The 13443-nt window shown below is 63.3% G+C and carries 14 protein-coding genes and 1 tRNA gene; 6 read left to right on the plus strand and 9 right to left on the minus strand.

Annotation, left to right across the window (positions count from 1 at the left end; all coding sequences use genetic code 11):
* Positions 1–8: 8 nt before the first annotated feature.
* The 6 genes from J2W40_RS13735 to J2W40_RS13760 form a co-directional block, all read right to left on the minus strand.
* The gene (locus J2W40_RS13735) at positions 9–278 is read right to left on the minus strand and encodes a K+/H+ antiporter subunit F (protein WP_310225725.1); all 270 of its coding nucleotides are present in this window, start codon (positions 276–278) and stop codon (positions 9–11) included.
* Positions 275–763, minus strand: coding sequence for a Na+/H+ antiporter subunit E (locus J2W40_RS13740; RefSeq protein WP_310225727.1), 489 nt, complete (start codon positions 761–763; stop codon positions 275–277). The genes J2W40_RS13735 and J2W40_RS13740 overlap by 4 nt, the downstream gene beginning before the upstream one ends.
* Positions 760–2271 (minus strand): monovalent cation/H+ antiporter subunit D, encoded by a 1512-nt coding sequence (locus J2W40_RS13745; RefSeq protein WP_310225729.1) that lies wholly within the window; start codon positions 2269–2271, stop codon positions 760–762. The genes J2W40_RS13740 and J2W40_RS13745 overlap by 4 nt, the downstream gene beginning before the upstream one ends.
* A complete protein-coding gene (locus tag J2W40_RS13750) occupies positions 2268–2636 on the minus strand; it encodes a Na+/H+ antiporter subunit C (protein ID WP_310225731.1) in 369 nt (122 codons plus the stop codon). The genes J2W40_RS13745 and J2W40_RS13750 overlap by 4 nt, the downstream gene beginning before the upstream one ends.
* Complete coding sequence (locus tag J2W40_RS13755; protein ID WP_310225732.1) at positions 2633–5485, minus strand: monovalent cation/H+ antiporter subunit A; 2853 nt, start codon at positions 5483–5485, stop codon at positions 2633–2635. Before J2W40_RS13755 ends, J2W40_RS13750 begins: the two co-directional genes overlap by 4 nt.
* A 221-nt stretch (positions 5486–5706) precedes the next feature.
* The gene (locus J2W40_RS13760) at positions 5707–6258 is read right to left on the minus strand and encodes an outer membrane protein assembly factor BamE (protein WP_405053658.1); all 552 of its coding nucleotides are present in this window, start codon (positions 6256–6258) and stop codon (positions 5707–5709) included.
* Positions 6259–6380: 122 nt separating this feature from the next.
* Here J2W40_RS13760 and J2W40_RS13765 point away from each other — a divergent pair, with 122 nt between their 5' ends.
* The 3 genes from J2W40_RS13765 to dinB are packed head-to-tail and all read left to right on the plus strand — an operon-like array spanning position 6381 to position 8577.
* Entirely contained in the window at positions 6381–6908 is a 528-nt protein-coding gene (locus J2W40_RS13765; RefSeq protein WP_310225734.1) for a ubiquinol-cytochrome C chaperone family protein, read from the plus strand.
* On the plus strand, positions 6905–7435 hold the full coding sequence (locus J2W40_RS13770) for a DUF177 domain-containing protein (protein ID WP_310225736.1): 531 nt from the start codon (positions 6905–6907) through the stop codon (positions 7433–7435). The genes J2W40_RS13765 and J2W40_RS13770 overlap by 4 nt, the downstream gene beginning before the upstream one ends.
* 53 nt (positions 7436–7488) lie before the next feature.
* Positions 7489–8577, plus strand: coding sequence for a DNA polymerase IV (gene dinB / locus J2W40_RS13775; protein WP_310225738.1), 1089 nt, complete (start codon positions 7489–7491; stop codon positions 8575–8577).
* A 6-nt stretch (positions 8578–8583) separates the two neighbouring features.
* Here the strand turns inward: dinB and J2W40_RS13780 are convergent, their stop codons facing one another.
* Positions 8584–9360: a DUF1134 domain-containing protein gene (locus tag J2W40_RS13780; RefSeq protein WP_310225740.1), complete on the minus strand. Its 777-nt coding sequence runs from the start codon at positions 9358–9360 to the stop codon at positions 8584–8586.
* 225 nt (positions 9361–9585) lie between these two features.
* On the opposite strand from J2W40_RS13780, the gene J2W40_RS13785 reads away from it, so the two are divergent.
* Positions 9586–9677 (plus strand) — tRNA-Ser (locus J2W40_RS13785).
* Positions 9678–9745: 68 nt separating this feature from the next.
* Here the strand turns inward: J2W40_RS13785 and J2W40_RS13790 are convergent.
* Positions 9746–11323 carry a peptide chain release factor 3 gene (locus J2W40_RS13790; protein WP_310225742.1) on the minus strand — a complete coding sequence of 526 codons (1578 nt, stop codon included), beginning with the start codon at positions 11321–11323 and terminating at the stop codon, positions 9746–9748.
* 177 nt (positions 11324–11500) lie between these two features.
* Between J2W40_RS13790 and J2W40_RS13795 the strand changes: the two genes are divergently transcribed.
* Positions 11501–11851, plus strand: coding sequence for a hypothetical protein (locus tag J2W40_RS13795; protein WP_310225743.1), 351 nt, complete (start codon positions 11501–11503; stop codon positions 11849–11851).
* Here the strand turns inward: J2W40_RS13795 and J2W40_RS13800 are convergent.
* On the minus strand, positions 11845–12735 hold the full coding sequence (locus J2W40_RS13800) for an aldose 1-epimerase family protein (RefSeq protein WP_310225744.1): 891 nt from the start codon (positions 12733–12735) through the stop codon (positions 11845–11847). The genes J2W40_RS13795 and J2W40_RS13800 overlap by 7 nt on opposite strands.
* 121 nt (positions 12736–12856) lie before the next feature.
* Here J2W40_RS13800 and J2W40_RS13805 point away from each other — a divergent pair, with 121 nt between their 5' ends.
* Positions 12857–13396 (plus strand): hypothetical protein, encoded by a 540-nt coding sequence (locus J2W40_RS13805; protein ID WP_310225746.1) that lies wholly within the window; start codon positions 12857–12859, stop codon positions 13394–13396.
* Positions 13397–13443: the final 47 nt, after the last annotated feature.

The raw sequence follows: 13443 nt of genomic DNA on the forward strand, positions 1-13443 counted from the left end.
GTTCCATCCTATTCCACAATATCGCCGCGCAGCAGAAATTTGGTATAGGCCACGGTCCCCACGAACCCGACCATCGCCAGCAACAGCGCCGCCTCGAAATAGGTGCCGCTTTCTTCCAATATGCCAAACAGGATGATGAGCGCGATGGCATTGATGACCATCGTATCGAGCGCCAGAATGCGATCCGGTGCGGTTGGTCCTCGCAACAGGCGATAGAGGTTGAGGAGCATGGCGAGCGCCACACAGCCTAGCGCGATCGACAGAGCGGTCTCTATCATCGGAAAATCTCCAGCAGGCGGCGCTCATAGCGGCTCTTGATACGCGCGATATCACTGGCTGCATCGCCTGTATCGAGGGCATGGACCAGCAGATAGCGGCCATCGGTGGAAATATCGGTGGAAACGGTGCCGGGGGTCAGGCTGACGGTGCCCGCCAGCAAGGTAATCGCTTCGGCCGATCGCAGGTCGAGCGGAACGCTGAGCCAGCAGGACCGAAAGTCTCGATTGCGGCGGAACAGGATCAGCCGGGCCACCTCGAAATTGGCGACGACAATATCCCAGACAACGACCAGTATATAGCCGAGCAGGGGCAAGCCGAGCCGCATCTGCGGGCGATCCGGCCAGAAGGGTGCGGTGTAGAGCGGCACCATGATGGCAAAGAAAAGGCCCAGCAGGAAGCCGCCCATGCTGAGGCTGTTGAGCACCAGCATCCACATGATGACGAGCAGAAGGGTAAGGCCGGGATGCGGCAGCAGGCGCTTCATCGGACGGCTCCCGGCGCATCCGGCCCTAGGACGGCGCGGACATAAGCGGACATATCGAAAATCTGGCGGCTGGTCGCATCGGCATAGGCGGTGGCCGGTCCGGCAGCCACGGTCAGAAGGCCCAGCATAGCCAGCAGGAAAAAGGCTGGCATCGCTTCTATCGCGCGGAAAGCGGTGCGGTTCTTGGATGTCGGGGGGCATTGGCCCTGTTTCCAGAACACCGTGGTCCCGGCCCGCGCCAGTCCGACAACCGCCAGCAGGCTGGTTACAAGCACCAAGGCCCAGATGACGATGGCAGAAGATGACGCAAGCGAGGCCTGAAGAATCAGCAATTTGCCGATGAAGCCCGAAAGCGGGGGCAACCCGGCCAGTGCCACCGCCGCCGCCAGGAACAGCAGCGCCAGTCGGCCCTGTCCGGCAAAGGCCGAGGTCGGCACGATCGAATCACCCTCGGCCGGACGCCAGCGAATGACGAGGTCGACGGTCAGGAACAGGAGGGCAGCGGACAGGGTGGTATGCGGCAGATAGTAGAGAGCAGCGCTCATCGCAGACTGATCGAACTGGGCAATGGCAACGAGCAGGGTGGCCGTCGAGCCAATCAGGCCGAACGCCGCCATGTCACGCAATCCCCGCGCCGCGAGCAGCCCCGCAAATCCGAGCAATATTGCGACCAGCGCTGCTGGCAGCAGCACCTGACCGACCCAGTCGCCAAAGATTAGCGGCACGGTACGGATGATCGCATAGGCACCCACTTTGGTCATGATCGCAAACAGCGCCGCCACGGCAGGAGCCGTCGATCCATAGGTGCGGGGCAGCCACAGATGCAGCGGTGCAAGCGCGGCCTTGAGCGCGAAAACCGTGACCAGCAGCAACCCGCCCGCGCGCAGCAGGCCGACATCTCCGGGCGGCAAAGACGCGACCCGAACGGCCATATCGGCCATGTTGAGCGTGCCGGTGACACCATAGAGCAGGCCGAGCGCGATCAGGAACAGGGTCGAACCGATGAGGTTGACGATCACATATTGCACGCCCGCCGTCAGCCTTTGCGCGCCCTGTCCATGCAACATCAGCCCATAGGAGGCGATCAGCAGCACTTCGAAGAAGACGAACAGGTTGAACAGATCACCAGTGAGAAACGCGCCATTGATGCCGAGGAGCTGAAACTGGAACAGGGGATGGAAATGCCAGCCCTTGCGATCAAGCCCGGTCAAGGTGGCGTGGGCCGCGACCGCCAGACCAAGCACGGCGGTCAGCAACAGCAGCATCGCCGCCAGCCGGTCCAGCACCAGTACAATGCCAAAGGGCGCTGGCCAGTCGCCCAGCGCATAGGCGGTCGGGCCTTGCCCCTGCGCCTGGCCCATCAGGACGATCGCCAGCAGAACAAGCCCGGCGGTCGATCCGACAGAGAGGGCCGCGCCGATCCAGCGACGACGTCGGCGGAACAGCAAGGTGGCGGTCCCGGCAAAGGCCGGAAGCATCAACGGGGCTGCGATCAATGCGTCGATCATGGTGCCGCCTCCGGATCGGGATGGGGCGGATCGGCCTCGATTATGCCATCGACCTGATCCGTGCCGGTTTCCAGAAAACTGCGGAGTGACAGCACGACGGCAAGCGCGGTCATGGCAAAGGAGATGACGATGGCCGTCAGCACCAATGCCTGGGGCAGGGGGTCGGCATAGTCGGTCACGCCCTTTTCATACAGCGGCGGGTGGTTCACGGTCAGGCGGCCGATGGCGAAAAGGAAGAGGTTGATGGCATAGGACAGCATCGCAAGACCAAGCACGACTGGAAAGGTACGGCCCCGCAACGCCAGATAAATGCCGGCAGCCGTCAGCGCGGCGATGGCCGATGCGACCAGAAATTCGATGCTCATGACCGCGGCCCCCGCAATTTGGCCGGATCAATATCCATTGGGCCATCATCCTCGACCAGCGCCTTTTCGGCCCGCTGCGAGATATGGCTGAGTTCAGCGAGAGCCAGCATGACTGCCCCGATCACCGTCATGGCGACACCAATGTCGAACAGCATCGCCGTCGCCAGTTCGAACGTCCCGACGAGCGGCAATGTGACATAGCCAAAGGCGCTGGTGAACAGCGGCGCACCGAAGAACAGTGAACCAAGTCCGGTGAGCGCGGCAATGGTGACGCCCAGGCCGATCAGCATATGCTCGTCGATCCGCCGCCGCTGATCGGCCCATTCAAAGCCCGACGCCATATATTGCATCAACATCGCGATGGAGACGACCAGCCCGGCGATGAAGCCGCCGCCTGGCAGATTATGCCCGCGCAGGAAGATGAAAAGGCCGATCATCGTCGCCAATGGCAAAAGAAGACGTGCGGCCACGGCGAACATCATGGGATGGCGTTCGGGCGAACGGGGGAGATCCGCCACCCATTGTCGCAGGCGCTGGCCAGACGGCCCGCGCGCCGCCGGTTGCAGCAAGGCGAAGATGGTGAGCGCGGCGATGCCCAGCACCGTGATCTCCCCGAACGTATCAAAGGCGCGGAAATCGACCAGCGTGACATTGACCACATTGGTCCCGCCACCGCCCGAATAGCTGTTCGCCCAATGATAGGCGGAGATCGGGTCATTGGGTTCGCGCGTCATCACCGCCCAGGCGGCAAGGCCTGCGGCCGTGCCCCCGGCTAGACCGATAAGACCGTCGCGCAGCCGAAGTGCATTGCTGGAAAGGCGAACCGGCTGCTTTGGCATCAGGTTGAGCGCCAGCAGCAGCAGCAGGATCGTCACCACCTCCACCGAAATCTGCGTCAGGGCGAGGTCCGGCGCCGACAGATAGACAAAGGCCAGCGAGACGACGAGGCCAACGACGCTGATATAGACCAGCGTCAGATAGCGTTGACGCTGCGCCTTCACCACCGCCGCGACTGCTGCGAGCAGCAGGCCCCAGGCGATGATGGCCATTGGCGGTGCCGGGATGGTCGGTCGGGTGCCAGGCGCATAGCCGCCGGTCCACACGCCCAGCGCACCGACGAGGATGGCGACAAGGAACAGCAGGCCAAGCTGCCGCTGGAGCGATCCATTGTGAATGGCCTGCGTCATGTCCTTCGCGCGATCGACCAGCCAATCCAGCGTCCGATCGAACATCCGCTTGGCATCGGGCAGCGGCAGGGCGTCCCATGTGCGCAATAATATGCCATGCCGCCACAGCATCAGCGTTCCGATCATCACCGCCACAATGCTCATCACCAGCGCCGGAGTGACACCGTGCCAGAGGGCGGGCTTGAATGGCGGCGCGGTGCCCCCTGTCACGACGGCTGCGGCGGACGTAATAAGACCGGCCGTCAAAGTCTGCGGAAACAGGCCGATCGCTATCGTCAGCGCCACCAGCAGGGCGGAAGGTGCCCATAGCCCGAATGGCGGATCATGCGGCTGGGCAGGGTAGGAAGCGGGGCGAGGCCCGAAATAAAGATGCACGATATAGCGCAGGGAATAAGCCACCGACAGCATCGCCGCGATCACGGCGGCAAGCGGGACGATCCAGAATTGTCCGGCCCAGAGCGTATGCCCTGCCTCCTCCAGCATCATTTCCTTTGACAGGAAACCGGCGAGCGGCGGCAGGCCCGCCATGGAGGCAGACGCGACGAGCCCAAGCGTCGCGGTGATCGGCATCAGCGTCGCCAGCCCGCCCAGCAGGCGAATGTCGCGCGTGCCCGTTTCATGATCGACAATCCCGGCGTTCATGAACAGGGCGGCCTTGAACAGCGCATGGTTGAGAAGGTGGAAGACGCCGACCATTGCAGCGACGGGCGTGCCAAAGCCGAACAACATCGTCAGCAGGCCAAGATGGCTGATGGTGGAGTAAGCGAGGATCGCCTTGAGATCATGGCGAAACAGGGCGACGGCCGCACCGAGGATCATCGTGATCAGCCCCGTCGTCGTCACCAGATAGAACCACAGGTCCGTGCCCGACAGCACTGGCCAGAAGCGCGCGAGCAGGAACACCCCGGCCTTCACCATGGTCGCGCTGTGCAGATAGGCGCTGACCGGCGTGGGCGCGGCCATGGCGTGGGGCAACCAGAAGTGAAACGGAAATTGCGCCGACTTGGTGAAGCACCCCAGCAGGATCAGGATCAGCGCCACGGGATAGAGCGCCGACGCCCGGATGATGTCGCCGCTCGCCAATATGTCAGCCAGTTCGAACGAGCCGACGATCGTGCCGAGCAATACCAGACCGCCGATCAGCGCCAGGCCGCCGCCGCCCGTCACGGCCAGCGCCATGCGCGCGCCCTGCCGCCCCGCCGCCGTGTCGCTGCGGAAACCGATCAGCAGGAAGGAGGACAGGCTGGTCAGTTCCCAGAAGATGAGCAGCAATAAGATATTGCCCGACAGGGCGATGCCCAGCATGGCCCCCTGGAACAGCAATAGCATCGCCAGGAACCGGCCTATGGCGTCGCCCGCTGCCAGATAGAAGCGGGCATAGAGAATGATGAGAAGCCCGATGCCCAGGATCAGGCCGGCAAAAAGAAATCCCAGCGCATCGAGGCGCAGGCTGATCTCCAGCCCCAATATCGGCACCCAGTCCATGTGCCATTCCACCACGCCGCCGCGCAATATGAACGGGGCGACCCTGGCCAGCAGGACAAGCCCGGCCATGGCGGGGAGCAAGGCGATCGCAGCCAGACCATTTCGGCTCGCCCTGCCCATGATCGACAGCAACAAGGTGCCGACGAATGGCAGGAGGCAAAGCGGGACCAAAAACAAACTCTTCTCCGGGTCGATACCCTCAGGACACGAGGATGGCAGGCCTATCAGTGGATGATGACCGTCTTTCCCATTCCCACGCGAGGACGCAACCCTAAACCGACATAATCCGCGCAGTTCTAACGATCATACGGTGCCGGGTTGCCTTTACAGAGCGTGTATCAAGCAAGTGATACAACCACGGGGCAATCCCGTGGCGATCACGGACGCTAGGCCTGTTTTTAGCTGCCGTTCGGGCCAGGGCCGCCGGCCCCGCCTGTACCACCCATGCCACCGGCGCCGACCGCGCCGATATTGCCGAAAATCTCGTCAAACAGGCTGCGGTTGCGTCCAAGCGTCGGGGTCTTGTCCCCTGATGGCGAAATATTGGCGACCTGTTCCAGTCCGATGCGATCAACCGCCGCGACATTGCCTGCCGGGTCGAAGCGGACGCGCAGCACGGTCTGATCGACGGGCTTGGGATTGGAGAAGGCCAGCGCGCGCATGCTGCGCGAAATATAATACCATTCCTGCTCGCCGAACTGCGAGGTGAAGGTCGGCCGCCCCAATGTGCCTTCGACCGAAGCGCGATTGTCGATACCCGGCTGGACTGAATCGACCAGCAGCTTGTCGACCTGATACCCCTGATGCGTGCGAACGCGGGTGCAACCCGATGCGCCCAGCACGAGCGCGCCAAGGCCTATGGCGAGCAGGATGCGCCCCTGTGCGGAATGACGGCTGAACGGACGCATCGACTTCTCCTGCGGGGGCGGACCCGCGAACCCAAGAAACATGACGCCGCCATTGCATTGGGCGACGCAGCGATCAATATGGAAATGCGCCGCCCCCGGCAAGGGGCGCGAAATATGGGGCAACGCGCGCCGCCCGCCCATCCACCATGAAAAGACGTTGCCGCATGTCCACCGCCTCCCCTTCCTTCCTGCAAAGACTGTTCGGGCGCACCGACCCCAAGGACAGTCTGATGCCGCTCTATCACGCCATCGTCGCGGAAGGCCGCCAGCCGCACTGGTATCTGGACGGTGCCGTGCCCGACACGCTGGACGGCCGGTTCGACATGATCGTCGCGATTTTGAGCCAGGTGCTGGTCCGGTTGCAGGAACAGGGTGCGACACAGGAAAGCGTCTGGCTGACCGAAGTGTTCGTCGACGATATGGATGGGCAGTTGCGGCAGGAAGGCATTGGCGATGTCGTGGTCGGCAAGCATGTCGGACGGATGATGAGCGCGCTTGGCGGGCGGATCAGCGCCTATCGCACGGCACTGGCGGGCGAAGCGGATCTGCGCGAGGCGCTGGTGCGCAACCTGTATCGCGGCGATACGGTGTCGGACACCGCGCTAACCCATGTCGAAGGCGCGCTGCGGGCGCGCTGGACGCGGTTGGGCAGCCTGTCGCGCGATGCCTTGTTGGCAGGAGATATCGGATGACTCCTGTCCCCACGCCTGAATTTTCACGTCCGATCAAGGTCGATCAAATCGGTCGCCTCGCGGGCAGCCTGCATATCGCGGCCAAGGCCGAAGAGCGCATGGCCTTGATGCGCCGTTTCGGCCTGCTCGCACTCGACCGGCTGGAAGCCGATTACGGACTTGGCGAAGACAATGGCGCGATCGTCGCGCGCGGGCGGATTCGCGCCACGCTGTCGCAACCCTGCGTCGCGACCGGCCTGCCCGTGCCGGAACAGATCGACAGCGATTTCCTGCTGCGATTCATCGTCGAAGGGACCGATGTGGTCGATAGCGACGAACTGGAACTGGATGTCGAGGATTGCGACACGATCGGCTATGACGGCCAGGTCATCGACATGGGCGAGGCCGTCGCCGAAACCATGGCTTTGGTCATGGCCCCCTATCCCCGCTCCCCCGATGCCGATGCTTATCTCAAGGAGGTGGGCGTGTTGAACGAGGATCAGACCGGACCGTTCGCGGCCCTGCTGGCGCTCAAGAACCAGACATAGATGCGGCGCAATTTCGTTTCTCTTTTGTTCTGATTATGCCATAGAATTGGGCCATGGACCCCGTGCCGCCACCGCTGCGCAAGATCATCCATATCGACATGGATGCTTTCTATGCGTCGGTGGAACAGCGCGACGACCCTGCGCTCCGCGGCCAGCCGATCGCCGTGGGCGGCGGCGGTCCGCGTGGCGTGGTGGCGACGGCCAGCTATGAAGCACGCACTTTCGGGGTCAAATCGGCCATGCCCGGCGCACGGGCACGGCGGCTTTGTCCAGGTCTGATCTTCGTTACGCCACGGTTCGATGCCTATCGGGCGGCATCCACCCATATTCGCGAGATTTTCAGTCGCTATACCGAGATCGTCCAGCCGCTCTCGCTTGATGAAGCCTATCTGGACGTGACGGTGAACAAGCCGGGCATCGCGTCGGCAACGCAGGTGGCCGAAGAGATACGGCATCTGATTCGCGCGGAAACGGGCCTCACGGCCTCGGCCGGCGTGTCCTACAATAAGCTGATCGCCAAGCTGGCATCGGATCAGAACAAACCCGATGGCGTCTGCGTGGTGCGACCCAGCGAAGGCCCGGCCTTCATCGCGGCTATGCCGGTACGGCGCATCCACGGCATAGGGCCAGTGACAGCGCGGCGGATGCACGAATTGGGGATCGAGACGGGGGCGGACCTGCGCGCGCGCGACCTGCGCTTTCTCCAGGCCCATTTCGGCAGTGCGGCAGACTATTATTATCGCGCCGCGCGGGGCCAGGATGACCGGCCGGTGCGCGACCGCGAAGGGCGCAAGTCCGTCAGCGTGGAGGACACATTTTTCGACGACCTGACCGATCGGGCTGCGTTGGTTACGGAGATAGACCGGATCGCCGCCAGCCTATGGACCCGGATCGAAAAGGCGCAGGCCTGGGGCCGGACGGTGGTGCTGAAGGTGAAGTTCGCCGATTTCCGCATCATCACCCGGTCGCGCAGCTTCACCGCGCCAGTGCGATCGCCGGACCTGCTGGCGCAGACCGCGCGCGAATTGCTGCTGGCGCAATTACCCCTGCGCATGGGTGCGCGGTTGCTGGGCCTGGGCGTGCATAATCTGGAGGCAGAGGAAGCGGTCGAACAGGGCGAACAACTCGCCCTGTCGTTATAGCCAGGGTTAGAAGGGCAGCCAGTTCCGCTTTTCGCTGAACTTCATATAGCCCGCATTGACGCCCAAGCGATAGCCGACGCCAAGCCGGATCGGGATCAGCACGACATTGCCCCAGCGCAGATAGCTGGCCGTGAAGCCACCCACCAGATAGGCCGTGCCCTCCGCTGCGGGGAAGCGATGATAGAGATCCTGCGTGTCGTAGAGATTATAGACCAGGACGAACGTATTGGCGGCATTGCCGCCCACGTCGAAACCGATGGACGGGCCGGTCCAATAGACCTCGCGCTTGCCTTCGACCTTATGGTTCAACGTGCCGGAACCGTAGCGCAGGCCAACAACGAAGGCGCCCGATGCCTCCCGCCCTGCGATATAGGCGTTGGGACGCCCCTGATCCTTCAGCACTTTTTCGATCAGGCCCGCCAGCCCTTCGGCCCCCTTGCCAAATACGCCCTCGGCCGCCCCGATGAGGTCATCTTCCTGATAGGATATGGACGAATCAGGGGCTGCAGGAGGCGAATTGGCGGTTACCGGCGCGCCGGTTGCGGTCGCAGGCGCTTCAATAGCAGGTGGGCTGTCATAGATGCTGGAATCGACGCCGGGGGCCGTCGGCCCGCTATTGGGGGGCGGCGGCGGCGCAAGGTCGGCATCAATGGCGGTATTGGGGTCGATCGTGCGGACCTGCGCCTGCGTCGCGACGGGCGTCAGCGCCAGTCCCGTCAGCGCAATGGCCCAACTCGCCGCCCGCGCAACATGGGCGGTCATCTGCCCCATTTTGCTATTCATGCCCGTTGCTCCCCGAAAAACTGCGCTCAACCATTTTTCCGGTTATCGGCTTTCAAGCTGAAAGGCCAATGAACGAAAGTCAATCTGAGTCGATTCTGCGCCGGAACGAAGGAACAAGGCGGCTCGACCTGCAAAATAGCTGTGACAGACCCGTTGCCATGCAGGAAGGCCATCGCTATAGCCCCTCCCCAGCCATTGTCCGCCTACCCGGCAGACAATTCGTGCGGAGACGTGGGTGAGTGGCTGAAACCAGCGGTTTGCTAAACCGTCGAGCCCTGAATGGGGCTCCCCGGGTTCGAATCCCGGCGTCTCCGCCAATATTCTTTCGACATGATGTTGTCTGAGTCGGCTGACGACTATTCCCTTGGAATAGTCGCGCGTTGCCCTACCGCTCGCGCGTGGCGCTGAAGGTGACTTTGGGGTGGCGTTCCTGCTGGTAGCCAATGTCCCAGGCGCTTTTGGCCATGAAGACGAGATTGTCGTCGCGGTCCTTGGCCATGTTGGCACTGTTGTAGGAGACCATCTCCTTGATCGCCGCGTCGTCGCCGCCGATCCAGCGAGCGGTGTCGAAGGGCGAGGGCTCCAGCACGGCGGCGACCTTATATTCCGCATCGAGCCGCGAGATCAGCACTTCGAGCTGCAACTGGCCGACGACGCCGACGATCCACTGGCTGCCGATTTCGGGATAGAAAACCTGGATCACGCCCTCTTCGGACAGGTCGTCCAGCGCCTTGCGCAACTGCTTGGTCTTGGTCGGGTCTTTCAACTGTACGCGGCGCAGGATTTCGGGCGCGAAATTGGGCAGGCCGGTGAAGCGCAGGCCGGGCTTCTCCGACAGCGTATCGCCGACGCGCAGCGCGCCATGATTGGGAATGCCGATGATGTCGCCAGGGAAAGCCTCGTCCGCCAGTTCGCGATCCTGCGCGAAGAAGAGGATGGGCGAATGGACCGCCAGCGGCTTGCCGGAGCCTGAGGGCGTCAGCTTCATGCCGCGTTTGAACTTGCCTGAGACGAGGCGCATGAAGGCGATGCGGTCGCGATGCTGCGGGTCCATATTGGCCTGCACCTTGAAGATGAAGCCGGTGACTTCGCTGGCGTCGGGTTCGACCGCGGCGGGCTCGGCCGGCTGCGCGCGCGGCGGCGGCGCATGGGCGGCGAGCGCGTCGATCAATTCGGTGACGCCGAACAATTTGAGCGCCGAGCCGAAATAGACCGGGGTCAGATCACCCTGCCGATAGCGGTCGAGGTCGAAGCTGGCATAGCCGCCCTGCGACAATTCCGCTTCCTCGCGCAGCCGTTCGAGCGCGCGGGGGGAGAGGAAGTCGCCGAGTTTGGGGTCGTCCAGGCCGGTGAATTGGTGGCGGGTGCCGTCAAATTCCTTGGACGGGCCGGTCGGCTGCATCAGCCGGTTGGTGGCGAAGTCGTAAATGCCTTCAAACTCGCCACCCATGCCGACCGGCCAGCTCATCGGGCAGACGTCGAGCTGCAACTGGTCGGCGACCTCGTCAAGCAGGCCGAAGGTTTCGCGGCCTTCGCGATCGACCTTGTTGACGAAGGTGATGATGGGCAGGTTGCGCAGGCGGCAAACCTCGAACAATTTGCGCGTCTGCGGCTCGATGCCCTTGGCTGCGTCGATCACCATGACGGCGGAGTCCACGGCGGTCAGGGTGCGGTAGGTGTCTTCGGAGAAATCCTCATGCCCCGGCGTGTCGAGCAGGTTGAAGGTGATGGTCTCGCCATCGCGCGTCCGCTCGAACGTCATGACCGAGGAGGTGACGGAAATGCCGCGCTGCTGCTCGATCTTCATCCAGTCCGACCGGGCGCGGCGGTTCGCCCCGCGCGCCTTGACCTCACCCGCCAGATGGATCGCGCCGCCTTCCAGCAGCAGCTTTTCTGTCAGCGTGGTCTTGCCGGCGTCAGGGTGGGAAATGATCGCGAAGGTGCGGCGGGATGGGATGGTCATGGTGCGTCATATAGCGCAATAGTTTGCGCTGCACAGACTCGGCTTGCATCGGATGGACAGCAAAGTGAGAAGTCGTCCCGCGAGGACCGCACCACGGATCTCGATCAGCGCTCTGCTGGATCGCCTCGGACCGCTTCGGGGGTCGCAATCTTGTGGGCTTGGCTTGCAGGGACAATATTGCCCGCCTTCGTCGGCGGTATAGGTGGCCCGCTACTATTTAATGTCGTCCTACAACCGGTTTTTGGGGTTGGTGGCTGGCTCCTTCAAAATCTGGCAGATGTATTCGGCGCAGGAAATGGCAGTCCCTTCCGCGTGCTGGTATTTTTCCTTGGCGGTCTTGGCTGGCCTATGATGCTGACTTTCTTTCTTGTCTGGGGCATGGCCCGGTTAGGAGATCGAAATCCCAAATGGATTGGACGAGCGACGGCGCTGCTGCTCGCGATCGATCTGTTCCCAACTTTGCCGAACGAAGCTGCATGGAAACTGTCCTGGATGGACGTAAGCTGGATTGCACTTTTCAGCTATTGAGGCGGTATCACGACGCGAACGTCCATGCGGAAGCTGCGGGCGTCGCCGGGGGGGAGGGCCATGATGCCCTGCTTGGCCCAGACATCGCCCTCGAACCCGACCAGGTCCGCCATCCCGGCCCAGGGTTCGACGCACAAATAATGCGCGCCGGGCTTTTGCCACAGGCCAAGCCAGGGCGTGTCGGGAAAGTCGATCCGCAGCCGGGGTTGGCCGGGCACGCCCCACAGGAGCGATCGGCTGGCGAGATCATCCCAGATCAGCGCGTCACCCGCGAACATATCATGGGTAGGGGCGAGGCTGTCGCCCGCGACCGGCGAGGGGGCGCTGTCGCGGGCGATGAGGCCGGGTTCGTCGCCGACTTTGCGGATCGGCGCGGGTTCGGGGCGTTCGAAGACGATGCGATGCTCCTCGACGCTGCCGCCATAAGGGAGCGGCCAGGCAAAGGCGGGGTGATAGCCAAAGGCGAAGGGCATGACCGTGTCGCCCCGGTTGGAGACGGTGGCGGTCATGTGCAGCGTCGCGTCGGTCAGCGCGAACGCCATGTCGAGGCGGAAGTCGAAGGGGTAGATGGCGCGGCTGGCGTCGTCCGCCTCCAGCCGGAACAGCGCGTTGTCGTCGCTCTGGTCCATAACCGCGAAGGCGCTGCGGCGGGCGAAGCCATGTTGCGGCATGGGATAGTCCTGCCCATCGAGCCGATAGACGTCGCCGCGCGAACGGCCGACGAAGGGGAAGAGCAGGGGCGCATGACCAGTCCACCAGCGCGGATCGGCATCGGTCATCAGGTCGCGGCCTTGCGCGTCCCGAAGCGACCAGAGTTCGGCCCCCAGCGGGTTTATGGCGGCGGACAGGATGGGCGAGGCGATGGAGATGAAGGCGTCGGACAAGGGCGGCTCCTGGGCTGTCCCGCCCCCCATAGCGGTGTGACATGGGCCTGTCTGCCCCGGCAATCGTTTCGTCTGGGAACTGAAACCCCTGGTCGCTGGTTTGGCGATCGGGAGAAACACTATGAAATCATTTATCGCTGCGGCCACCCTGTCCCTGCTGCTGTCGGGGACCGCGCTGGCGCAGGACAAGGACAAGCCAAGGGACGATACGCTGGACCGGGCGGGTGAGATCGCGCGCCAGCCGGTGCGCGACATCGGTCTGGAAAAAGAGGATATTCCGACAGTCCTGCTCAAGGCGGTGGACAATCCTTATGCGGCTCCGCCGTCGCGCACCTGCACCGAACTCAATCGCAGCCTTGGCGAACTCAACGCTGTGCTGGGCGATGACTTTGTCGTTGGCAAGGAGGCCAATGAAAATCGCACGGGCAAGATCGCATCGGCGGTCGGCAAGACCGTGGTCAATTCGCTGATCCCGTTCCGTGGGCTGGTGCGCGAGATCAGCGGCGCGGCCCCGGCCGAGCGGCGCTTGCAGGCGGCGGTGACGGCGGGAATCGCACGGCGCGGCTATCTGCGCGGGCTGGCGTCTGCCAAGGGCTGCAAGATCGCCCCGATCGCGCCGCCGGTGGTGGCAAAGCCGAAGAAGGACGACGACAAGAAGTAAGCGGCGGTGGTTTGCTTAGAACTGGTTCCCCGGCGAAGGCCGGGGTC

It is taken from the genome of Sphingobium xenophagum (assembly GCF_031457465.1).
Classification (GTDB): domain Bacteria; phylum Pseudomonadota; class Alphaproteobacteria; order Sphingomonadales; family Sphingomonadaceae; genus Sphingobium; species Sphingobium xenophagum_A.

Coding starts and splice junctions, on each gene's coding strand:
- J2W40_RS13765 (WP_310225734.1), top strand. CDS start 6,381: ATGTCCACCGCCTCCCCTTCCTTCCTGCAAAGACTGTTCGGGCGCACC.
- J2W40_RS13760 (WP_405053658.1), bottom strand. CDS start 6,258: ATGTTTCTTGGGTTCGCGGGTCCGCCCCCGCAGGAGAAGTCGATGCGT.
- J2W40_RS13750 (WP_310225731.1), bottom strand. CDS start 2,636: ATGAGCATCGAATTTCTGGTCGCATCGGCCATCGCCGCGCTGACGGCT.
- J2W40_RS13790 (WP_310225742.1), bottom strand. CDS start 11,323: ATGACCATCCCATCCCGCCGCACCTTCGCGATCATTTCCCACCCTGAC.
- J2W40_RS13780 (WP_310225740.1), bottom strand. CDS start 9,360: ATGAATAGCAAAATGGGGCAGATGACCGCCCATGTTGCGCGGGCGGCG.
- J2W40_RS13745 (WP_310225729.1), bottom strand. CDS start 2,271: ATGATCGACGCATTGATCGCAGCCCCGTTGATGCTTCCGGCCTTTGCC.
- J2W40_RS13740 (WP_310225727.1), bottom strand. CDS start 763: ATGAAGCGCCTGCTGCCGCATCCCGGCCTTACCCTTCTGCTCGTCATC.
- dinB (WP_310225738.1), top strand. CDS start 7,489: ATGGACCCCGTGCCGCCACCGCTGCGCAAGATCATCCATATCGACATG.
- J2W40_RS13770 (WP_310225736.1), top strand. CDS start 6,905: ATGACTCCTGTCCCCACGCCTGAATTTTCACGTCCGATCAAGGTCGAT.
- J2W40_RS13805 (WP_310225746.1), top strand. CDS start 12,857: ATGAAATCATTTATCGCTGCGGCCACCCTGTCCCTGCTGCTGTCGGGG.
- J2W40_RS13735 (WP_310225725.1), bottom strand. CDS start 278: ATGATAGAGACCGCTCTGTCGATCGCGCTAGGCTGTGTGGCGCTCGCC.